22 protein-coding genes are annotated in these 22236 nt (G+C 63.3%); 17 read left to right on the top strand and 5 right to left on the bottom strand.

The window, feature by feature from the left end:
* Positions 1-93: 93 nt before the first annotated feature.
* The gene (locus tag V6M89_RS24105; protein WP_332855576.1) at positions 94-2496 is read right to left on the bottom strand and encodes a TonB-dependent receptor plug domain-containing protein; all 2403 of its coding nucleotides are present in this window, start codon (positions 2494-2496) and stop codon (positions 94-96) included.
* 223 nt (positions 2497-2719) lie between these two features.
* Here V6M89_RS24105 and V6M89_RS24100 point away from each other — a divergent pair, with 223 nt between their 5' ends.
* On the top strand, positions 2720-5893 hold the full coding sequence (locus tag V6M89_RS24100) for an error-prone DNA polymerase (RefSeq protein WP_332855575.1): 3174 nt from the start codon (positions 2720-2722) through the stop codon (positions 5891-5893).
* Here V6M89_RS24100 and V6M89_RS24095 read toward each other — a convergent pair.
* Both V6M89_RS24095 and V6M89_RS24090 read right to left on the bottom strand, forming a co-directional pair.
* On the bottom strand, positions 5890-6075 hold the full coding sequence (locus tag V6M89_RS24095) for a hypothetical protein (RefSeq protein ID WP_332855574.1): 186 nt from the start codon (positions 6073-6075) through the stop codon (positions 5890-5892). The genes V6M89_RS24100 and V6M89_RS24095 overlap by 4 nt on opposite strands.
* A complete protein-coding gene (locus tag V6M89_RS24090; protein WP_332855606.1) occupies positions 6075-6494 on the bottom strand; it encodes a PRC-barrel domain-containing protein in 420 nt (139 codons plus the stop codon). The genes V6M89_RS24095 and V6M89_RS24090 overlap by 1 nt, the downstream gene beginning before the upstream one ends.
* A gap of 223 nt (positions 6495-6717) precedes the next feature.
* Here V6M89_RS24090 and V6M89_RS24085 point away from each other — a divergent pair, with 223 nt between their 5' ends.
* The 14 genes from V6M89_RS24085 to V6M89_RS24020 all read left to right on the top strand — a co-directional run bounded on the left by V6M89_RS24085 (position 6718) and on the right by V6M89_RS24020 (position 16915).
* Positions 6718-8406: a CTP synthase gene (locus tag V6M89_RS24085; protein ID WP_332855573.1), complete on the top strand. Its 1689-nt coding sequence runs from the start codon at positions 6718-6720 to the stop codon at positions 8404-8406.
* Complete coding sequence (gene kdsA / locus V6M89_RS24080; RefSeq protein WP_116990293.1) at positions 8403-9257, top strand: 3-deoxy-8-phosphooctulonate synthase; 855 nt, start codon at positions 8403-8405, stop codon at positions 9255-9257. The genes V6M89_RS24085 and kdsA overlap by 4 nt, the downstream gene beginning before the upstream one ends.
* Before the next feature lie 129 nt (positions 9258-9386).
* The gene (eno, locus tag V6M89_RS24075; RefSeq protein WP_332855572.1) at positions 9387-10670 is read left to right on the top strand and encodes a phosphopyruvate hydratase; all 1284 of its coding nucleotides are present in this window, start codon (positions 9387-9389) and stop codon (positions 10668-10670) included.
* 43 nt (positions 10671-10713) lie between these two features.
* A complete protein-coding gene (gene ftsB, locus V6M89_RS24070; protein WP_332855571.1) occupies positions 10714-11034 on the top strand; it encodes a cell division protein FtsB in 321 nt (106 codons plus the stop codon).
* 7 nt (positions 11035-11041) lie between these two features.
* Positions 11042-11839: a hypothetical protein gene (locus tag V6M89_RS24065; RefSeq protein WP_332855570.1), complete on the top strand. Its 798-nt coding sequence runs from the start codon at positions 11042-11044 to the stop codon at positions 11837-11839.
* A 24-nt stretch (positions 11840-11863) separates the two neighbouring features.
* On the top strand, positions 11864-12343 hold the full coding sequence (locus tag V6M89_RS24060; protein ID WP_332855569.1) for a DUF2846 domain-containing protein: 480 nt from the start codon (positions 11864-11866) through the stop codon (positions 12341-12343).
* A 21-nt stretch (positions 12344-12364) separates the two neighbouring features.
* Positions 12365-12760 carry a VOC family protein gene (locus V6M89_RS24055; RefSeq protein WP_332855568.1) on the top strand — a complete coding sequence of 132 codons (396 nt, stop codon included), beginning with the start codon at positions 12365-12367 and terminating at the stop codon, positions 12758-12760.
* Between the two features lies 1 nt (position 12761).
* Entirely contained in the window at positions 12762-13142 is a 381-nt protein-coding gene (locus V6M89_RS24050; protein ID WP_332855567.1) for a VOC family protein, read from the top strand.
* A 64-nt stretch (positions 13143-13206) separates the two neighbouring features.
* Complete coding sequence (locus V6M89_RS24045; protein WP_332855566.1) at positions 13207-14121, top strand: L,D-transpeptidase family protein; 915 nt, start codon at positions 13207-13209, stop codon at positions 14119-14121.
* Between the two features lie 78 nt (positions 14122-14199).
* Positions 14200-14511 carry a DUF4124 domain-containing protein gene (locus V6M89_RS24040; RefSeq protein WP_332855565.1) on the top strand — a complete coding sequence of 104 codons (312 nt, stop codon included), beginning with the start codon at positions 14200-14202 and terminating at the stop codon, positions 14509-14511.
* Between the two features lie 52 nt (positions 14512-14563).
* The gene (locus V6M89_RS24035) at positions 14564-14953 is read left to right on the top strand and encodes a VOC family protein (protein WP_332855564.1); all 390 of its coding nucleotides are present in this window, start codon (positions 14564-14566) and stop codon (positions 14951-14953) included.
* Between the two features lie 93 nt (positions 14954-15046).
* Complete coding sequence (locus V6M89_RS24030; protein WP_332855563.1) at positions 15047-15739, top strand: aspartate/glutamate racemase family protein; 693 nt, start codon at positions 15047-15049, stop codon at positions 15737-15739.
* Positions 15740-15753: 14 nt separating this feature from the next.
* Positions 15754-16380 (top strand): glutathione S-transferase, encoded by a 627-nt coding sequence (locus tag V6M89_RS24025; RefSeq protein WP_332855562.1) that lies wholly within the window; start codon positions 15754-15756, stop codon positions 16378-16380.
* Positions 16381-16384: 4 nt separating this feature from the next.
* Entirely contained in the window at positions 16385-16915 is a 531-nt protein-coding gene (locus V6M89_RS24020; RefSeq protein ID WP_332855561.1) for a gamma carbonic anhydrase family protein, read from the top strand.
* On the opposite strand, the gene V6M89_RS24015 is transcribed toward V6M89_RS24020, so the two are convergent.
* A complete protein-coding gene (locus tag V6M89_RS24015) occupies positions 16900-17391 on the bottom strand; it encodes a hypothetical protein (protein ID WP_332855560.1) in 492 nt (163 codons plus the stop codon). The genes V6M89_RS24020 and V6M89_RS24015 overlap by 16 nt on opposite strands.
* An 18-nt stretch (positions 17392-17409) precedes the next feature.
* Positions 17410-18486, bottom strand: a complete 1077-nt coding sequence (locus tag V6M89_RS24010) for an extracellular catalytic domain type 2 short-chain-length polyhydroxyalkanoate depolymerase (RefSeq protein WP_332855559.1) — start codon at positions 18484-18486, stop codon at positions 17410-17412.
* Positions 18487-18684: 198 nt separating this feature from the next.
* Here V6M89_RS24010 and V6M89_RS24005 point away from each other — a divergent pair, with 198 nt between their 5' ends.
* Together V6M89_RS24005 and V6M89_RS24000 are read left to right on the top strand one after the other, a co-directional pair.
* Positions 18685-21021, top strand: coding sequence for a TonB-dependent receptor domain-containing protein (locus V6M89_RS24005; protein ID WP_332855558.1), 2337 nt, complete (start codon positions 18685-18687; stop codon positions 21019-21021).
* Between the two features lie 9 nt (positions 21022-21030).
* The gene (locus V6M89_RS24000; protein WP_332855557.1) at positions 21031-22212 is read left to right on the top strand and encodes a hemin-degrading factor; all 1182 of its coding nucleotides are present in this window, start codon (positions 21031-21033) and stop codon (positions 22210-22212) included.
* Positions 22213-22236: the final 24 nt, after the last annotated feature.

Here is a 22236-nt window from a genome sequence, read left to right as displayed (position 1 = left end):
GTTGGATTAAGTTAGCGATGTGTAAGCAAACGTTACGGCCGCCGCAAATGAAAACGGCGCCCGAAGGCGCCGTCGATTCCAGTAGCGGGAAGCTTAGAACTTGACGTACAGGCGGCCGAAGTACGAAGCACCGTTCAAACCGAACTGCACGCTTTCATACTTGAAACCGTTGTCGGTCTGGTCGGCGTTCTGCGACGTCGGCTTGACGTTGAAGATGTTGTTGCCGCCGAAGGTGAACTTCATGTTCTTGTTGATGCTGTAGGTGAAGCTCAGGTCGGCCGAGGTTTTCGACTCGTAGTGCTGGTTAGGCACGCCGCCAGCCGTACCGTCGAAGGTACCCAAGGTCTGCGGACCGAAGTGGATGATCTTCAGGTCGCTTTCCCATGGGCCGGTCACGTAGTCGAAGCCCAGCGTGGCCTTGGAGCGCGGCGCGCCTTGCTCGATGTACAGGCGTTCCTTCTCCGACAGCAACACGTCCTCGAAGCCTTTCAGCGCAGCCGGCGCGTGGATGCCGGTCACTTCCGTCTTGCTGACGTTGAGCGCCAGGAAGGTGGTCAGCTTGTTGGAGCCGAAGTTGGTCTTGTGCGACGCGGTCAGGTCCAGGCCCTGGGTCTTGGTGTCGACCGAGTTGACGAAGAACTGCGCTTCGCCCACGCCCAGCTTGGCCAGGCGCTCTGCCAGGTCAGGGTAGGTGTCGGCATTGAAGCGGCCCGACAGCACGATGCGGTCCTTGATCTTGATGTTGTACAGGTCGGCGGTCACGGAGACGGCGGCGTTCGGCGTCCAGGTGGTGCCCAGCGTGAAGCTGGTCGACTTTTCTTCCTTCAGTTTCGGCAGGCCGGCCGCGTTGGCGACGGCGCCGCCGTTGGGCGCCAGCACCACGTCGGTCGGCACGCCACCGATGAAGTCGGTGAAGGTCGACGAGAAATAAACTTGTTGCAGCGACGGCGCGCGGAAGCCGGTGCTGCCCGAACCGCGCAGCAGCACGCTGTCGGCCACGCGCACGCTGCCGGCCAGCTTGCCGGTGACGGTGGAGCCGAAGTCGCTGAACTTCTCGTAGCGCAGCGCGCCCTGCAGCTTGACGGTCTTGCTCAGGTCCGCTTCCAGGTCGAGGTAGGCGGCGGTGCTGTGGCGCTTGGCGTTGACCTGGTCGGCCGGCTGGAAGCCGGGGAAGCCCTGGCTGCCGGCGTTGCCGCCGAAGCCAATGCCGTCGACGTCGTTGTAGGAGCCCGGCTCGCCGGCGAAGATCTTGTAGTTCTCGCTGCGGTACTCGCCGCCGAAGGCGACGTTCAGGCCGTCACCGACCAGGCCGTCGTAGTAGTGGTTCAGGTCGAGGTTGGTGGTCAGCTGCTGGAACGAGAAGCCGCCCGCGTCGAAGCGGTCCGGGCTGATGCCCTTGCCGCCGGCCAGCAAGTCCTTGTTGGCGATCGAGGCGTTGATCGTATGGCTGATGTTGTAGCGCATCTTGTTGTAGCCATAGGTCTGCGACACATCCAGGTTCCAGTCGCCCACCGTGCCGCGATGGCCGAGGATGGCGTACTGGTCGTCGATGTCGGCGTTGATGAACGGCACGAAGCCGTTCGGGTACATGGCCGCCGAGTTGCGGCTCGGGATGTCGTCGGAACCGATGCCGCCGCGCGCGAAGGCGGCGCTGGAGGCGTTGCGGGTCTGGCCGCCGGCGGTGAAGTACAGCTTGCCCGCGCCGGTGGTCGGCAGTTCGCCGTTCAGGTAGATGGTCTGGTTCTTGGTCTTGGTGTCGCCGATGATGCGCGGGTTGTCCGCTTCGGCGCGGTTGGAACGGCCGCGGTCCAGGTATTCGCCGGTGATGCCGAGCACGCCGCCGTTGCCGATCTCGAAGCCGCAGTAGGCCGAAGTCATGTAGTTCTTGCCGTCGCGCTTGGAGTATTCGCTGAAACCGGCGACGGCTTCGCAGCCCTTGCTTTTCTTCAGGCCGATGTCGATCACGCCGGCGATGGCGTCCGAGCCGTACTGGGCGGCGGCGCCGTCGCGCAGCACCTGCACGTCCTTGATCGCCAGCAGCGGGATGGTGTTCATGTCGGTGCCGGTGTTGCCGCGGTTGCGCGCGCCGAACAGGTTGACCAGCGCGGTGGTGTGGCGGCGCTTGCCGTTGACCAGCACCAGGGTCTGGTCGGAACCGAGGCCGCGCAGCGCGGCGGAGTCGACCAGGTCGGCGCCGTCGGAGCCGCTCTGGCGGGTCGAGTTGAACGATGGCGAGATGTAAGTCAGCGTTTGCGCCAGGTCGAACTGGCCGCCTTGTTCTGTGGACTTGCTCATCGGAATGATGTCGACCGGCACCACGGTGTCGGTGGACGAAGTGGTCGCGCGGCGCGAGCCGACTACGCTGACCGATTGCATGGTGGTGTCTGGCTTGGCTTCCTGTGCGGTCTGCGCGAAAGCGGATGGTGCGAGGCTGAGGGCGGCTGCGCCGTAAAGGCTGAGCAGTACTGCATGACGTAATGGCGTGTTGGCGAACAAGTTTTCTCTCCCGTGAAAAAACCGATTCTAGTCAAATAGCTCATTAGCACATGACTTTTTTGATAATTTTGCATTCAAACTTTATTTACTGTTGTTTTGCCGCGCCAGAGTGGCGTCGGCACTACGTAATGCTACGTAGTGCCATAGTTTTAGCCAATTATTGCTTCATCTATCAGGTAGCGATTGGCGTACGGTGTATTATACTGTATAAAAACACAGTATCATGATGCCGATCACCACACCGACCACGCAAGGCTTGCCGGCATATGCCGAGCTGTTCTGCCTGACCAATTTCTCCTTCCTGCAAGGCGCCTCCAGCGCCGAGGAGCTGGTCGCGCGCGCCGTGCAGCTGGACTACGCCGCGTTGGCGATCACCGACGAATGCTCGCTGGCCGGCGTAGTGCGCGCTCACGCCCAGGCCAAGGCGGCCAATCTGCCGCTGCTGATCGGCAGCCATTTCCATCTGAAGAACCCGGACGGCAGCCCGGCGCTGTCGCTGATCGCGCTGGCGCAGGACCGCGAGGGCTACGGCAATCTCTGCGAACTCATCACGATAGGGCGCAACCGGGTCGCCAAGGGCAGCTACCTGCTCACGCCGGCCGACCTGGCCGCGCCGCCGCCGGCCTACGCCCATTTGAAGGGCTTGCCCGGTTGCCTGATGATTTTGCTGCCGCATTACCCGGCGTTCCAGCCGGACGATGTCGACCGCCTGCATGCGCAGGCGGCGTGGATGGAAGTGACGTTTCCGGGCCGCAGCTGGATGGGCCTGAACCTGTTGCAGCGCGCGCTGGACGAGGCGCACCGCCTCAGCATCGACGAGGTGGCGCTGCAGCATGGCATGCGGGTGGTGGCGCTGGGGCATGTCTGCATGCACGTGCGCTCGCGCAAGCCGCTGCATGACACCTTGTGCGCGGTGCGGGTCGGCAAGCCGGTGGCCGAGTGCGGCTACGCGCTGGCGCAGAACGCCGAGCAGCACCTGCGTTCGCGGCTGCGGCTGGCGAACCTGTATCCGCCGCAGGCGCTGGCGGAAACGCTGAATATCGCGCAGCAGTGCAATTTCAATCTGAGCCAGCTATGCTATGAATATCCGCGCGAGCTGGTGCCAGCAGGCCATACGCCGGCCAGCTATCTGCGGCAGGAAGTGTATGCCGGCGCGCAGCGGCGCTTTCCGGCCGGCGTGTCCGACAAGGTGCGCGGGCAGATCGAGAAGGAGCTGGAGCTGATCGCGGATCTGACGTACGAGCCGTACTTCCTGACGGTCTACGATATTGTCCGCTACGCCCGTTCGCAAAACATCCTGTGCCAGGGCAGGGGATCGGCGGCCAACTCGGTGGTCTGCTATTGCCTCGGCGTGACCGAGGTCGATCCCGAGCGCAGCAATATGCTGACCGGGCGTTTCATTTCCAAGGAGCGCAACGAGCCGCCGGATATCGACGTTGACTTCGAGCACCAGCGGCGCGAGGAGGTGATCCAGTACATCTACAAAAAATACGGCGCGGACCGGGCCGCGCTGGCGGCCGTCGTCATCAGCTATCGTCCGAAGAGCGCGCTGCGCGACAGCGGCAAGGCACTGGGTGTGGACCTGGCGATCGTCGAAAAGGTAGCCAAGGCGCACCACTGGTTCGACAGCCGCAACGACCTGCTGGGCCGGCTGGCCGAATGCGGACTGGACCCGGAATCGCAACTGGCGCAGCAATGGGCCGCGCTGGCGGTGACCTTGCTGGGCTTCCCGCGCCACCTGTCGCAGCATCCCGGAGGCTTTGTCATCTCGCATGAAAAGCTGTCGCGGCTGGTGCCGATCGAGGCCGCCACGATGGAAGGGCGCTGTGTGATCCAGTGGGACAAGGACGATCTGGAGGAACTGGGCCTGATGAAGGTGGACGTGCTGGCGCTGGGCATGTTGTCGGCGTTGCGGCGCACGCTGGCGCTGGTCAGCGCGCGGCGCGGCGCGCCGTTCCGGATGCAGGACATCCCCAAGGAGGACGAGGCCACCTACGACATGATGTGCGAGGCCGACACCATCGGCGTGTTCCAGATCGAATCGCGCGCGCAGATGAGCATGCTGCCGCGCCTGCGCCCCCGGGAGTTTTACGACCTGGTGATCGAGGTGGCGATCGTGCGGCCGGGGCCGATCCAGGGCGGCATGGTGCACCCGTATCTGCAACGACGCATGGAACGCGAGAAGGTGCATTGCCCGCCCGGGCTGGAGGAAGCGTTGGCCCGCACGCTGGGCGTGCCGATCTTCCAGGAACAGGTGATGCAGATCGCCGTCATTGCCGCCGGCTTCAGCGAGGGCGAGGCGGACCAGCTGCGGCGCGCCATGGCGGCCTGGAAGCGCAAGGGCGGCGTGGACAAGTACGAGCAGCGCATCAAGGACGGCATGCGCGAGCGTGGCTACGAGGCGGATTTCGCCGACGCGATCTGCAAGCAAATCGAAGGCTTCGGCGAATACGGTTTCCCCGAATCGCATTCCGCCAGCTTCGCGCTGCTGACCTATGCCAGTTCCTGGCTCAAGTGCCACGAGCCGGCCGCCTTCCTGTGCGCCTTGCTGAACAGCCAGCCGATGGGCTTCTACAGCCCGTCGCAACTGGTGCAGGACGCCAAACGCCACGGCGTCCAGGTGCGCGAGATCGACGTCACCGTCAGCGGCTGGGATTCATCGTTGGAGGAGCGGGTGGGCCGGCGCGGCCAGCCGGCGGTGCGGCTGGGGCTGTCGCTGCTGAAGGGCATGCGCGCCGAAGCGGCCGAACGCATCGAGCAGGCGCGTGCCGCGCAACCGTTCGCCAGCGTGGCCGACCTGGCGCGCCGGGCCGACCTGGACCGCCACGACCTGCAAGTGCTGGCCGGCGGCAACGCGCTGCAACATCTGGCCGGCAACCGGCGGCAAGCCCTGTGGCAGGCGGTCGGCGCCACGCCGGACAAGGATCTGCTGCGGCCGACCACGCCGGACGAGGAAATCCCGCTGCTGAAGCCGCCGACGGAAGGGGAGGAAATACTGGGCGATTACCGCTCGCACGGGCTGACGCTGGGCCGGCATCCGCTGGCGCTGCTGCGCCCCAAGCTGCTGGAGCATCGTTTCCTGCCGGCGTCCACGCTCAACACCTACACCAACGGCATGCTGGCGCGTGCTTGCGGCATGGTGACGGTGCGGCAACGTCCGGGCACGGCCAAGGGCGTGCTGTTCATCACCATCGAGGACGAGACCGGCAACGTCAACGTCATCATCTGGCCGTCGCTGGTGGAGCAGCAGCGGCGCGAAGTATTGAGCGCGCCGTTGCTGGGGGTGTATGGGGTCTGGCAGCAGGAGGGCGTGGTGCGCCACCTGGTGGCCAAGCGGCTGGTCGACATGTCCCACTTGCTGGGACGGCTGCCGACCGTCAGCCGCGATTTCTGCTAGCGCTGGCCGCGCCGTAAATGCACCGCCACCGTCGATTCGTGCCGGCCGGACCAGCTGCTGAGCATGACGGGCACGCCGGCCTGCAGCCGCTGCGGGCGGCGCGCATGGCGGCGCAACAGCCAGCCGGCGGCGAGGCCGGCGCCAACGGCCACGCTACCCAGCACGATGATGGCGGCGAACATTACCGGAGGCCGGCGCTGCGGTTGCCGCTGGTGCCGTAGTAGGTGTGGATCTGGCTGGCCCAGGTCTGGTTGGCCATATTGGGCCATTGGTCGCTATTGAAGCCGGGCGCCGCTTCGATGCGTTCCTTGTCCAGGTTCATCGAGAAGCGTTTGTTGACGGTGTCCAGGGTCAGTGCTTCCCACGGCACGGCGAACAGCTTTTCGCCCAGCGTGAACACGCCGCCGAACGACATCACCGCATAGGCGATGTTGCCGGTGCGCATGTCGAGCATGATTTCCTTGATCTCGCCCAGGTGCTCGTCCTGCAGGTTGTGGACGTGATTGCCGATCAGCGTATCGGCGCCCATCAGTTCCGGACCGGGGCCTTTGTGGCCGTGGTCGACATACATGCCCAAGGCATCGAGTTCTTCGTAGTTCATCATGACCTCCCTGATTGAGTGAGTTGTCATTTTTGCCTTGTTGAGGGCGCCGGTCTGTACGGTGCAACACAGTGCTGGCGGATAGGCAAACTGGCTATTTTTGCACTTTCTTTCATAGGAGTTTCCCCGCCGGTTGCGGATTTTTCCGGGCAGGAAGGTGAAGAATCGGACGTTTTAGGGTATAATTTCAATTTCCCGCACGTGCCGTTCGGCACCATCTGCAATGACCAAATTTGTCTTCGTCACCGGCGGCGTCGTGTCTTCCCTTGGTAAAGGGATTGCCGCCGCCTCTCTCGCCGCGATCCTCGAATCGCGCGGCCTCAAAGTCACCATGCTCAAGCTCGACCCGTATATCAACGTCGATCCTGGCACGATGAGCCCTATGCAGCACGGTGAAGTATTCGTCACCGACGACGGGGCCGAAACCGACCTCGACCTCGGCCACTACGAGCGCTTCATCTCCACCCGCATGAAAAAGGTGAACAACTTCACCACCGGCCAGATCTACGAATCGGTGATCCGCAAGGAACGCCGCGGCGAGTACCTGGGCAAGACCGTGCAGGTGATTCCGCACATCACCAACGAAATCCAGGACTACATCCGTCGTGGCGCCGAAGGCTACGACGTGGCCCTGTGCGAAATCGGCGGTACCGTGGGCGATATCGAATCGCTGCCGTTCCTGGAAGCCGCACGTCAGCTGAGTCTGCGCGCTGGCCGCAAGAACACCGCCTTCGTCCACCTGACCTTGGTGCCGTTCATCGCCTCCGCCGGCGAACTGAAGACCAAGCCGACCCAGCACTCGGTGCAGAAGCTGCGCGAAATCGGCATCTCGCCGAACGCGCTGCTGTGCCGCGCCGACCGTCCGATCCCGGACGACGAACGCGCCAAGATCTCCTTGTTCTCGAACATCGAAGAGCAGGCCGTGATCTCCGTATGGGACGTCGACACCATCTACAAAGTGCCGCAGATGCTGCACGACCAGGGCCTGGACGCGATCATCTGCGAAGCGCTGGACCTGAACCCGGCGCCGGCCGACCTGTCGGTCTGGAGCCGCTTGATTTACACGCTGGAACATCCGAAGACCGAAGTGTCGATCGGCATGGTCGGCAAGTATGTGGAACTGACCGAGTCGTACAAGTCGCTGACCGAAGCGCTGCGCCACGCCGGCATCCACAACGAATCCAAGGTCAACATCGAGTACATCGACTCGGAAGAGATCGAGACCACCGGCTGCGCCGCGCTGGGCAAGTACGACGCCATCCTGGTACCGGGCGGCTTCGGCAAGCGCGGCGTGGAAGGCAAGATCATGGCCGCCCAGTTCGCCCGTGAAAACAAGATCCCTTACCTGGGCATCTGCCTCGGCATGCAGGTGGCGCTGATCGAATACGCCCGCCACAAGGCCGGCCTGACCCACGCCAACTCGACCGAGTTCGACCTGGAAACCTCGCAGCCCGTGGTCGCCCTGATCGACGAATGGCAAGGCCAGGACGGCAAGGTCGAGAAACGCGACGAGAATTCCGACCTGGGCGGCACCATGCGCCTGGGCGCGCAAACCTGCGCCGTCAAGCCGGGCACGCTGGCCTCGGAAATCTACGGCGGCGTGGTCACCGAGCGTCACCGTCACCGCTACGAAGCCAACAACCACTACCTGCCGCGCGTCGAAGCGGCCGGCCTGGTGGTCGCGGCCCGTACCCCGACCGAAGACCTGTGCGAAATCATGGAACTGCCGCGTACCGGCGAGAATTCGCACCCTTGGTACATGGGCGTGCAGTACCACCCAGAATTCAAATCGACCCCGCGTGACGGCCATCCGCTGTTCACGTCCTACATCAAGGCAGCACTGGCCCACAAGGCCGCCGGCGGTAATCGCCTGCACGCTGTCACCGATGCCCTGCAAGGAGATGCAGCATGAAACTGTGCGGATTTGACGTTGGCCTCGACCAGCCGTTCTTCCTGATCGCCGGCACCTGCGTGATCGAATCGCGCCAGATGGCGTTCGATACCGCCGGCGCGCTGAAGGAAATGACGGCCGCGCTGGGCATCCCGTTCATCTACAAGTCCTCGTTCGACAAGGCCAATCGTTCCTCCGGTACCACCTACCGCGGTCCCGGCCGCGAGAAGGGCCTGGAGATCCTGGGCGACGTCAAGCGCGAACTGGGCGTGCCGGTGCTGACCGACGTGCACTCGATCGACGAAATCGCCGAAGTGTCGGCGGTGGTCGACGTGCTGCAAACCCCGGCCTTCCTCTGCCGCCAGACCGACTTCATCGTCGCCTGCGCCGAGTCCGGCCTGCCGGTCAACATCAAGAAGGGCCAGTTCCTCGCCCCGCACGACATGAAGAACGTCATCGACAAAGCCCGCCTGGCCGCCAAGGCCAAGGGCCTGAACGAAGACAACTTCATGGCCTGCGAGCGCGGCGCTTCCTTCGGCTACAACAACCTGGTCTCGGACATGCGTTCGCTGGCCATCATGCGCGAATCGAACTGCCCTGTGGTGTTCGATGCGACCCACTCGGTGCAGCTGCCGGGCGGTAACGGTACTTCTTCGGGCGGCATGCGCGAAATGGTACCGGTGCTGTCGCGCGCGGCGGTGGCGGTCGGCGTGGCCGGCCTGTTCATGGAAACCCATCCCAACCCTGCAGAAGCCCTGTCGGACGGCCCGAACGCCGTGCCGCTGGGTCGCATGAAGGAGTTGCTGTCCACGCTGATCGAGCTGGACCGCATCACCAAGAAAGCTGGTTTCCTGGAAAACAGCTTCAACTAATGCAACATACCTGGCGTACGAGTTTTCGTATGAGTGGCGCTCTTGCGCCGGGTACAATTCCCGTTATTTCGTCCGCAACGCGCATCAGAACGCGGAGCGACTTCGCATCGCCTAACTTTGGAGAATGACATGAGTGCTATTGTTGACATCATCGGACGTGAAATCATTGACTCGCGCGGCAATCCTACCGTCGAGTGCGACGTGCTGCTGGAATCGGGCGTCATGGGCCGCGCCGCCGTACCGTCGGGTGCATCGACCGGTTCGCGCGAAGCGATCGAACTGCGCGACGGCGATCCGAAGCGTTATTTCGGCAAGGGCGTGCTGCAAGCCTGCGAGAACATCAACACCGAAATCTCGGAAGCCATCATGGGCCTGGACGCCAATGAGCAAGCTTTCCTGGACCGCACCCTGATCGACCTGGACGGCACCGAAAACAAAGGCCGCCTGGGCGCCAACGCCATGCTGGCCGTGTCGATGGCGGTGGCCAAAGCCGCCGCTGAAGAAGCCGGCCTGCCGCTGTACCGCTACTTCGGCGGTTCGGGCGCGATGCAACTGCCGGTGCCGATGATGAACGTCATCAACGGCGGCGCGCACGCCGACAACAACCTGGACATCCAGGAATTCATGATCATTCCAGTCGGCGCACCTTCCTTCAAGGAAGCGGTCCGCTACGGCGCCGAAGTGTTCCACACGCTGAAAAAGATCCTGCACAAGAAGGGTCTGAGCACCTCCGTCGGCGACGAAGGCGGTTTCGCGCCATCGCTGGCCAACCATGAAGAAGCGATCAAGCTGATCATCCAGGCGATCGAAGAAGCCGGCTACGAGCCAGGCACCCAGATCGCCATCGGCCTGGACTGCGCTGCTTCCGAGTTCTACAAGGACGGCAAGTACGAGCTGGAAGGCGAAGGCCTGAGCCTGACCTCCACCGAGTTCACCAACCTGCTGGCGACCTGGTGCGACAAGTACCCGATCATCTCGATCGAAGACGCGATGCACGAAGGTGACTGGGACGGCTGGGCGATCCTGACCAAGGAACTGGGCAAGAAGATCCAACTGGTGGGCGACGACCTGTACGTCACCAACACCAAGATCCTGAAAGAAGGCATCCAGAAGGGCATCGCCAACTCGATCCTGATCAAGATCAACCAGATCGGCACCCTGACCGAAACCTTCGCCGCCATCGAAATGGCCAAGCGCGCCGGCTACACCGCCGTGATCTCGCACCGTTCGGGCGAGACCGAAGATTCGACCATCGCCGATATCGCCGTTGGCATGAACGCCCTGCAGATCAAGACCGGCTCGATGTCGCGTTCGGACCGCATGGCCAAGTACAACCAGCTGCTGCGTATCGAAGAAGATCTGGGCGATATCGCTTCCTACCCAGGCCGCGACGCGTTCTATAATCTGAAGTAATTAAGCAAGCGCGGCCGGACTAGCTCCGGCCGCTGTCGACTCCATGCGTTTGATCACCCTCGCACTGGCAGCCCTGCTGCTGTTGATACAGTACCCGCTCTGGCTGGGGAAGGGGGGATGGCTGCGCGTGAAGGACTTCGAGGGCCAGGTCGACACCGCCCACAAGAAAAACACGGAACTGATCGCCCGCAACGCCAAGCTCGACTCCGAAGTGCGCGACCTCAAGGACGGCACCGGCGCAGTGGAGGAGCGTGCTCGCTACGAGCTCAGCATGATCAAGCAAAACGAAATCTTCATCCAGATCGTCGGCAAAGGCCAGGCTGCCGCACCGCCGCCGCTGGCGCCCAAACCTCCCGAACACTGAGTCATCCATGACGATCCGTGCTGGCATACTGCTGATGTTGGCCACGCTTGTCCCGATTGCGCATGGCGCAGGCCTTTGCACGCCGCTGCGGGTTGGTTATATGGACCAGAACCGTCCGCCGTACTGGATAGGCGAGGGCGAGCAAGTGCCTGAACCGCCGGGCGCGGCGGTCGACCTGATCCGCAACGCGGTGATGGGTTCCGGCTTCAACTGCCTGCCGACGCTGGTGCGCCTGCCGGTGGCGCGGCTGCGGGTGGCGCTGGAGGCGGGCGACATCGACATGACGCCGCTGGGCGAGCAGCCCAGCTACGCGGCCGAGATCGCGCTGCCGCGCGACAAGGACGGCAACGTCGACCGCAACCGCGCGCTGCACAACACGCTGGTGGTGCTGGTGCGCGTCAAGGATAAGCTTCCGGCCAGCACCAATCCCAACGACTACTTTCGCGGCAAGGTGCTGGGTTCGGTGCAAGGCAATGGCTACAACGCCCGCCTGCGCGAATCCGGCCTGACGCTGGACGATGGCGCCCGCGACCTGGAGCGTAACATCGAGAAGCTCAAGCTGGGCCGGGTGGACGGGGTGGTGGTCAACCTGGTCAAGCCCGAGCACTTGGCGGCGACGCTGAAACGCTATCGCGGCGCGGTGGTGCAGCTGCCGCAGCCGCTGATCAACACCCGGCTGTGGCTGGCCTTCAACGCCAATTATTACCGCGCCCATCACGAGCAAGTCGAGGCGCTGTGGAGCTGGCTGGACTCGCACCGCGGCCGCCTCGGTGACGTGATGCAAAAATACCGCAAGCCTGAGTAATCTGAATAAAATCTAAGGACTATATTGAAATCTATTTTTATCGCTGTGATGGCTACTGCTACATTGGCATTAACCGGTTGCGCCGCAAGCGGTCCGGCTTTTCAGGAAGCAGCGTCGGCGCCCGCAGGCAAAGCACTGGTCTATATTTATCGTCCTAGTGGATTTGTGCTGGCGGCACGCGATGCTCATTTCTTTATCGATGGCCAACCTCTCGTTGACCTCAGCAATAACGGCTATACCCAGACCTATTTGTCGGAAGGACGCCATCAGATTATGGAGCAATGGAGTAGCTTCAGTCTGTTCGAGGCACTGCCGGGCGTTCCTGTGCAGAAAGTGGAGCTGCCCCTTGATGTTAAAAGCGGCGAGGTGTACTACTTCCGATTCAGCACGGGAGGCGGCCAGTCGGTTGCTCCGGGTATTACTTTGGCATGGCGGCTTGAACGGGTGATGCCGCAGCAGGGCGCGGCCGAAATTACGCTGACGAAGTATCAACCAGCAAAATAAGTCTACACACAGCGAGGCATCATGGCATCTCCGCTCAACCATATCAGCGCCATCAGCCTGTTCGTCGAAGACGTGGCGGCGGCGAAGGCGTTTTATCTCGACGTGTTCGGCGTGCCGGTAGTGTATGAGGACGCGGTATCGGCCGCGTTGAAGTTCGACCAGTTGATCGTCAACCTGCTGCACACGCGCAGCGCGCCGGAGATTATCTCGCCGGGCATGGTGGCGCAGCGCGACGCCGGTTCGCGCTTCCAGATCAGCATCTGGGTGCCGGATGTGGACGCGGTCTGCGCGTATCTGCAGCAGCGCGGCGTGACCGTGCTGGCCGGCCCCATCAACCGCCCTTGGGGCATGCGTACTGCTAACTTCGTCGACCCTGCTGGCCACAGCTGGGAAGTCGCACAACAATTGGATTCCTAATATGCTGCATCACATTTCTTTCGGCGTGCGCGACCTCGCGCTCGCCGGCGCCTTCTATGACGCCGCCTTGGGCGCGCTGGGTTTTCGTCGTGTATTCGAAGATGATGACGCCATCGGCTATGGCCTCGAAGAAGACAAAGACCTGCTGTGCCTGAAGTTGCGTGACGACGCCGCAGCGCCGGGCGCCGGCTTCCACATGGCCTTCGCCGCGCCGAGCCGCGCCGCCGTGGACGCCTTCCATGCCGACGCGCTGCGCATCGGCGGCAGCGACAACGGCGCCCCCGGCCCGCGCCCCGACTACGGCGACCATTACTACGCCGCCTTCCTGGTCGACCCGGACGGCCATCGCATTGAAGCCGTCATCAATAAAACACCTCTCTGATGAACCGTTGCGGCGATCAGGCTTAAGCTAGAATAGGCGCCCACATCGTCATACGAGTTTTGGTTTGAGAGTCTTATTTTTTGCAGTAGTGTTGGCGGTGGCCGGCATCGCCAACGCGGCAACCATCGGTCCGCATGCCAAAGGCGAGCAGGTGTTGCGGGCACAGGTGCTGCTGGACCGCGCGCACTTTTCATCCGGCGAAATGGACGGCGCCTACGGCAGCAATATGCGCCAGGCCATACGCGGCTTCCAGAAGCTGCACCAGTTGCCGCTGACCGGCGTGGTCGATGCCGCTACATGGACCGAGCTGGAGCGCGATCAGGCGCCGGTGCTCGACACCTACACCATCACCGCGCAAGACGTCGCCGGTCCCTACACGCCGGTCCCGGCCGGCATGATGGCCAAGTCCAAGCTGCCCGCGCTGGGTTACGCCAGCCTGGCAGAAGCGCTGGGTGAAAAATTTCATAGCAGTCCGGATCTGCTGCGCCGCCTCAATCCCGGCAAGTCGCTGACCCGCGCCGGCACCCAGCTGACCGTGCCCAACGTGGCCGCCGCCAGGCCGCTGCCGAAAGCCAGCTCCATCCTGGTCGACGCGCGCGAGGGCACGCTGACTTTGCTCGACGCCGGCGGCATGCCGTTCGCGCAGTTCCCCGCCAGCACCGGCAGCAAGCACGATCCATTGCCCGAAGGCCGCTGGCAGGTGCGCGGCGTCGCCACCAATCCCGAATACCGCTACAACCCCAAGCTGTTCTGGGACGCCAGGGCCGGCGACGCCAAGGCGCGCATCGCGGCCGGTCCCAACAATCCGGTCGGCCTCGCATGGATAGAACTGAGCAAGGAACACTACGGCATCCACGGCACGCCCGAGCCGGGCAAGATCGGCAAGACCCAATCGCACGGCTGCATCCGCCTCACCAACTGGGACGTGATGGCGGTGGTGCGCTCGATCACGCGCGGTGCGGTGGTGCTATTGCAATAGTGGTGACATTTCAATAGATTTCTACGTAGAAATTTTTCGTACAATCGGCGGGTCGATTCTTCATGAGAACAATCCTCCATGTTCCGCACACTACTGACTATCACCTTGCTGTGCGCCGGCGCGAGCAGTCACGCACAGATCTACAAATGGGCCGACGCCCAAGGCCGCATCCACTACACCGATAACAAGGACGATGCCGGCGACGCGCCCATCGCCGAGTTGAAAATGAACGGTGAGCCGACCGTGCTGCCGGCGCCGCCGGCCAACGGCCCGACCTGGCAACAGCGCGACGCGGAATTCAAACGCCGCCAGCAATACAAGCTGCTGGCGCCGAACTATCGTCCGCGCCATCAGGCTGCGCCGGCGCAGGCTTCCCTTCAAAAGTCCTGATACCGCGTGCCTGCCTTCACCACGTTGTTTTAAAATGGGGGTGGAGGTGCTTATGACTATTCATCTTGATCATTTGTTGGTGCCGGTACGCGACAAGCTCGCGGCGGCAAAGCAGCTGGCGGAATTGCTGGACGTGCCGTGGTCGCCCACCGGCGTCGGTCCGTTCGCGCCGGTGTTCGTCAACGACGGCCTGACCATCGACTTCGACCAGTGGCCGGAACCCATCCCGCTCCAGCACTACTGCTTCCGCGTGGACCAGGCCGAGTTCGACGCCATCCTCGGCCGCATCAAGGCCGCCGGCATTCCGTACCGCAGCTCTGTGCGTGCCGAGGTCGATCATCAGGTCGGCAGCTACAACGGCGGCAGCATCGTCTACTGGAACGAGCCGGACGGCCACCAGTGGGAAATCCTGACCGTCAGCTACGCCCGTCCAGAGGCCTGAGGCGCCCGCGTCCGCAGCGCAAAAGCGCAGCGCCGTGTATGCTTGCGTCCAGCCGCCGCGGATCGCAAGGCCGGGTTTCTTCAAGGAGCGCAGTTGAAAACAATCGGACTGATAGGCGGCATGAGCTGGGAGTCGACGGTGCCTTACTACCGTCAGGTCAACGAGACAGTCAAACAGCATCTGGGCGGCCTGCATTCGGCCAAGGTGGTGTTGTACAGCGTGGACTTCCATGAAGTCGAGCGCTTGCAGCATGCCGGCGACTGGGACGCTGCCGGCACGCTGCTGGCCGACGCCGCGCGCTCGCTGCGCGCCGCCGGCGCCGATTTCCTGGTGCTGTGTACCAACACCATGCACAAGGTGGCGCATGCCATCGAAGCTGCGGTGGACATTCCGCTGTTCCACATCGCCGATCCCACCGCCATTGAAATCAAGCACGCCGGTTACGGCAAGGTCGGCCTGCTGGGCACCCGCTTCACGATGGAGCAGGCGTTCTACAAGGACCGCCTGCGCGAGCGCCACGGCCTCGACGTGATCGTGCCGGACCAGCACGACCGCGACATCGTCCACCGCATCATCTACGAAGAGCTGTGCCTGGGCCGCATCGTCGACGCCTCGCGCGACGAGTACCGCCGCATCATCGCCGGCTTGGTGGCGCAGGGCGCACAGGCTATCATTCTGGGTTGCACCGAGATCTCGTTGCTGGTCGCGCAGCCGGACGCCGACGTGCCGCTGTTCGACACCACCGCCATCCACGCGCGCAAGGCCGCCGAGTGGGCGCTGGCTTAACTTTTGGAGAAAACATGAAATTAATCGGCATGCTCGATTCCCCCTATGTCCGCCGGGTGGCGGTGACCTTGCAGTTGATGGGCGTGCGCTTCGAGCACCAGTCGCTGTCGGTGTTCAGCACCTTCGAGCAGTTCCGCCAGCTCAATCCGGTGGTCAAGGCGCCGACCTTCGTGGCCGACGACGGCACCGTGCTGATGGACTCGACGCTGATCGTGCAGTACGCGGAAGCGCTGGCCATGCCGGCCAGCCGCCTGACGCCGTCGATGCCGACCGAGTTGCTGCGCTCGCTGCGTGTACTGGGCCTGGCATTGGCCGCCTGCGACAAGGGCGTGCAGCTGGTGTACGAGCGCATGGTGCGCCCGGCCGAGAAGCTGCACCAGCCGTGGGTGGAGCGCGTGACCGTGCAGATGCTGGCGGCGTTCGATGCGCTGGAAGCCGAGCTGCGCGCGCATCCGCTGTCGGCGGCGCAGATGGACCATGCCGGCGTGATGACGGCCGTGACCTGGCACTTCATGCAGCAGATGCTGCCGGAAGTGGTCGATGCGTCGCGCTATCCCTTGCAAGTTGAATTCTCGCGCCAGGCTGAAGCTTTGCCTGCCTTCCACGCTGCGCCGCACGGCGACAGCACCTACGTCGCTTAATGCCATGCCTGTATCCAGCTATCTGAACACCAGCCCCGTCCTCGGCGAGGACATCTATCTGCACGCTTCCGCGCAAGTGATCGGCGACGTGCGCATCGGCCGCGACAGCTCGGTCTGGTGCAACACCGTGCTGCGCGGCGACGTCAACCGCATCGTCATCGGCGCGTGCAGCAACGTGCAGGATTTCGCCATGGGCCACGTCTCGCACAAGAACGCCGCCAAGCCGGACGGCTCGCCGCTGGTCATCGGCGACTACGTCACCATCGGCCACTCGGTGCTGCTGCACGGCTGCACCATCGGCAATGAGTGCCTGATCGGCATGGGCTCCATCATCATGGACGACGTTGTCGTGCAGGACCGCGTGATGGTCGGCGCCGGCAGCCTGGTCTCGCCCGGCAAGGTGCTGGAGAGCGGCCACCTGTACGTTGGCCGCCCGGCGCAGAAGGTGAGGGCGCTCACCACCGAGGAAATCGCCTACCTGAAATACTCGGCGGAGCACTACGTGCGCGTGAAGAACAACTACCTGGCAGGCTGATCCTGCCGTAGTTTCTGGCTGGCCCAGTAGCCAAAATCGACGTCGATGTTTTCCAGCAGCGCCATGAAGTTCGTGGTCTGGCTGGTCAGCAGCGCGGCCGATTGCGAGACCAGATTGCCCTGCTTTTCCACCAGCTTGGACATGGTGTTGGCCTGCCGTATCTGCCCATAGTCCTCGACCAGGATCGCGCAACCCTTGTGCCAGTCCTGGTTCTGGGTGTACAGGCGCTGCGCGATGGCCGCCTGCAACTGCGTCCACTCGCTCCAGACCACGGGATCCCACAGCTTGGCCGCCAGCGCCATGGTCATGGCGCCGTTGTTGACAAGGTGGGTGGCGTCTTTTTGCACCAGTCTTTGCGTGGTCATCGCATGCGCCAGCGGCGCAAACGTGTTCGCCGCCAGCGCCATGGATTCGGCGACGACGCCTTCTTTTTTCTCAATGGAATTCGATCCGACGGTAATGGGAAATTTGCTCATTGCATACTCCTGGTTCGCTCAAGCGCAAAGGCGGTCAAGCATGGCGTGGATCGCTTTGATCTGGACGGCATCGCGCGAATAGTAGGGTGAGTTTGCATCCTTGTTGCTATAGCCCCACCAGTCCCAGCAGCCGTCCGGATTCTGGATCTGGCCGTTGTCCGTGCCTTCGGCCTGCGGATAGAGCACGATGATGTCGTTGCTTTCGGCGATGTGGTTGTAGCCGGTGGTGGTGATGTAGCGGTTGCCGTACGGCGGCTGGTTGGCGGTGTCGGCGCGGCCGTTGACGTAGTCGGTGTAGTTGTAGCCTTGCTTGCAGCCGTGCAGGGCGATATGCACGCGCGGTTCCTTCACGTCGCCGGCCAGCACCCTGGACGGAATATAGGCGTAGCCGAACTGGCTCATGCTGGCCCACGGCGCATCCGCGCCAATAAATTCCCGCTGGTCGAAACACAGCAATTTTCCGGTGAGCTGCTCGGCGGGCTCCTTCAGCTCGCCATAAATATGGCGCAGGATGTCGTGCGATTGCATGAAGCCGCCGTTGTTGATGTAGGGCGGTTGATTGAGATCGAGCTCCGAATCTTCCGGGTTGTCGGTGATGATGCTGTGGCCGGCTGGCACGTCGTCACGGTAGCTGATGTTTTGCTGCTGCACGCCCAGCATTTCGTAGAACTGCCGGGTTCTCTCGACGACGTCGGAATACACCACGTCGTCCTTGCTGCCGGTGAAGATGTAGAGCCGGTCGTCGGCGAGATTGGCGATGTCGTCGATCAGCCCCGCCTCGGCCGTGTTCCTGGCCATGGCGACCAGGAGCTGCGCATCCGGGCCGGTTTGCGCGGTCAGCGGATTCATGCAGATGTACAGGGAGTTCTCGATGCGGGAATCTTCCGGCGTCACCAGCCCGCTCGGCTGGTAGGTTTCGGCGCAGCGGAACGGCCCGCCCGCGATGATGCCCGCGCCGGTAAAACTGGCCGAGCGGGCCAGGTGCAGCTGCACCGTCATGAAGGCCCCGGACGACAGGCCGGAGATGGAATTATTCTGTTTCGACGCCTTGTACGATCCGAGTTGAACAATTTTCCCGTTTGCATTTGCAGCCATCGTGGACCTCCTGGTGGGGTTGAATCATCGCGTAGAAGCGGTATTCTGCGGGCGCCCCATGGAAGTCTGTTGAGCCATATCAAGCTACCCGAAGATTGAATAGGTGCTTGTAAATGAGAATCATTATTGTTAAGATGTGTTTTTGCCAGCAATCGCCGTAGGTCCGAGAGCCAGCCGTCACCCCACTCCTGGAACTCTATGGCTGCTATCACTTCGGGCGCCCGGCATACGGCCGCGCCTTTGACTCTCCACGCCGTCACGCTGGCGGTGCAATCCGCCTTGCTGACCCTGCTGGGCGCCGCGTTGCTGCCCGCTTATGCCGCCGAAACCGCCGCCGACGCGCCTGTCGCCACCGCGCTGGGCGAGATCCTGGTCAAAGCCAAGCGCGATGACAGCGGCAACACCCGCAGCGGCGCCACCGTCGTTATCGGCGCCGAGCAGATCAGCCAGAACAACGCCATCGACATGGCCAACATCGCCCGCTATTCGCCGCTGATCAGCGTGCCCGCCGCCGCCAGCGGCTCCGGCAATATCTGGGATGGCGCCGGCAATACCGGCTTCAATATCCGTGGCGTCGAAGGCAACCGCGTCAGCCTGGAACTGGACGGCATCGCGCTGCCCGACGCCGCGCCCAAGCCGGACGGCACCAGCACCAACGCCTTCGGCATCGGCCGCGACTACTTCGATCCAGAAACCTTCCGCGAAGTGCGCATCGGTTCCTGCACCAGCCCGGCCGGCGCCGGCACGCCCGGCATCGGCGGCTCGGTCTCGTTCATCACCAAGGCGCCGGAAGACTACCTGAGCACGCGCAATCTCTACGCCGACTACAAGTTCGGCTACACCTCCGACCACGCGCAGCGCATGCACGCGGTGACCGCCGCCGCCAAGCTTAGCGAAAACCTGAAAGGCCTGATCGTCGGCGTGCACCGCGAAGGCGAGCAAAGCAAGAGCAAGGGCAGCGCGCCGCAGAACCCGGACGACTGGAGTTCGGACGCCGTGCTGGCCAAGCTGAACTGGAAGCTGGCGCGTGACCAGCAACTGAACTTCACCGTCGACAACTACAAGGCCCAGCACGACCGGATCTTCGCCAACAAGCTCGGCCCGTCCTATCCGGAAGGCACGACCCAGGATTCGCGTACCGAGCGCACGCGCTACAGCATCGAGCATCGCTACACGCCGGGCTCCGGCCTGCTGTTCGACACGCTGGACACCCGCGCCTACACGCAGAACTCGTCGGTGGTGGGCCTGACCCGCGCCAGCTACCTGACCGGTGGCCAACCCTATCTGCGTAACATTTCGACCGGCTTCTACAACAACAGCAAGGGCATGGCGCTGGACGCCACCAAGCAGCTCGATCCGTTGAGCTTGCTGAGCTACGGCATCAGCTACGAGCAGCAGGAGTCGCGCCGTCCGTGGCTGGAAGACCGCACCGTCATCAAGACCGGCGCGCACCAGATCACCATGAAGAACCGCATGGCCGACATGGACGCCGACAAGCTGGCCGCCTATGTACGCGGCGAGTTCGGCTTCACGCTGCTGGGCCGGCAGGCCACGCTGACGCCCGGCCTGCGCGGCGAGCAGCGCAAGCTGACGCCGAAGAACCTGGCGGCCTACCTGATCGCCGTGCCGAGCGCGGCCAAGGAAATCACGGAGAGCACCGATTCCTTCTTCACGCCCAGCCTGAACTTGTCGGTCGAGCTGGCGCCGGGCTTTAGCGCCTACGGGCAGTACAGCCGTGGCACACGTCTGCCGACCTCGGCCGAACGCACCGGTACTTACGATTCGTTCAGCTACACCGGCGCCGGCAACGGCTACGCGGTGCTGGGCAATCCCAACCTGAAAAAGGAAACCAGCAACGCCTTCGAGCTGGGCCTGAAAGGCGGGCCAGGCAGCGGCGTGGAACTGAGCTCATCGGTGTTCTACACCAGCTACAGCAACCTGATCGAATACGCCGCGCAAGCGCCCGATCCGGTCAACTATCCGACCATCACCTTCGGCCTCTATCGTCCTGAAAACGTCGGCAAGGCCACCACCTGGGGCGGCGAGGTGAGCAGCCGCTTCCTGCTGGGCCAGTGGATCGAGCAGATGAAGGGCTACAGCGTGGCACTGGCCGGCGGCGTATCGCGCGGCACGGCGGAGAACCGCCTGACCGGCAAGAAGGGCGAGCTGTCGTCGATCCAGCCGTACAAGGCCAATGCCACTTTCGCCTACGACGACCCGGCGTTGCGCGGCGGCGCTGCCTTCGTGGTCAGCACCGTGCGCGGCAAGAAAGCCGGCGACGACATCATCGCCGACGCCGCCGTCGCGCGCTTCGCCGTGCCCGGCTCGACGGTGATGGATCTCACCGCCTATTGGAACATCGGCAAGCACGCCGTCATCAATGCCGGCGTCTACAACCTCGGCGACAAGAAGTACTGGGATTACGCGTCGGCGCGCGGCCTGCCGGCCGGCAGCACCGCCGCGACGCTGGCCGATATCGAACGTAATGTCCGTCCGGGCCGCAACTACGCGGTCAACCTCAAAGTGATCTACTAAGGAGTCCACATGAAAGCTCATCACCGTTTTGCCCTGGCGCTGACCGGCGCCTTGCTGCTCACAAACCTGCCGGCCAACGCCGCCAGCCTGGCCGAGCGCTACGACGCGCTGCGCGCCGAACAACCGAAGTTGCAACTGCGAGACGCCGCCAAGACGCTCAACGTTTCCGAGGCCGATCTGCTGGCGGTCGGCATCGGCAAGACCGTCACCCGCTTGCAGGAAGGCGAAAACGTGCCGCGTGAAATCATGCGCCGCGCGCTGGACCTGGGCACCGTCCTGGCGCTGACCCGCAACGACAACGGCGTGCTGGAACGCACCGGCGTCGCCACCCGCCTCAAGCCGCAGGAAGAAATCGTCGGCCTTGACGCCGACAAGGAAAAGGAACGCGAAGCCCGCCTGCGCAACATCGCCGGCGGCTACCTGGGCGGCGAGATCGACCTGCGCTTCACCTTCAAGAACTGGAAGTATGCGTTCGCTGTTGTTCAACCCGGCAAGGACGGCGCGGTCACGCGCAGCCTGCAATTCTTCGACACCCACGGCAACGCCGCCCACAAGATCTACGTGAAGAGCGAAGCCGGCGTGCCGGTGTTCGACAAGCTGGTGGCAGAGTTCCGCAACCCGGTGCAGAGCGCGGAGCTGAAGGTCCTTGCAGCGCCAGCCAAGGTGGCCGAGAAACCGGACAGCGCGGTCGACGTCAAGGAATTCCAGCTGGCGTGGAACGAGCTGACCGACGTGCACCAGTTCAACCGCCTGTTGAGCGAGTTCGGCGTATCGCGCGAGCAGGCGATGCGGCTGGCGCCGGCCAGCGCGGTGCAGCGCGTCACGCCGCTGGCGGTGCGGCAGTTGCTGGAACAATCGGCCAAACAGAAGCTGGACATCATGGCCTTCCTCGGCAATGAATCGACGATCCAGATCTTCAGCGGCAAGGTCAACAAGGTGCAGGAAGCGGGCGGCTGGTTCAACGTGCTGGACCCGGAATTCAATCTGCACCTGCGCGACAACGCCTTCAACAGCGGCTACGTCATCAAGCGCGCCGGCGTGACATCGGTGGAATTCTTCGACAAGAACGGCGAGCTGGTGGTGAGCTTCTTCGGCGTGCGCGAGCGTAACAAGCCGCAGCCGCAGAGTTGGGTCGACATGACGGCCGCGCTGCCCAAGCCGGATAGCGCCGCACGTCAGGCCAGCCGTTGATTGCTTTAATGTTAATATTTCGCT

Source organism: Duganella sp. S19_KUP01_CR8, from assembly GCF_036688705.1.
Classification (GTDB): domain Bacteria; phylum Pseudomonadota; class Gammaproteobacteria; order Burkholderiales; family Burkholderiaceae_D; genus Rugamonas.
The sequence above is the reverse complement of the archived record's forward strand: the minus strand, read 5'-3'. Positions and strand labels throughout refer to the sequence as shown.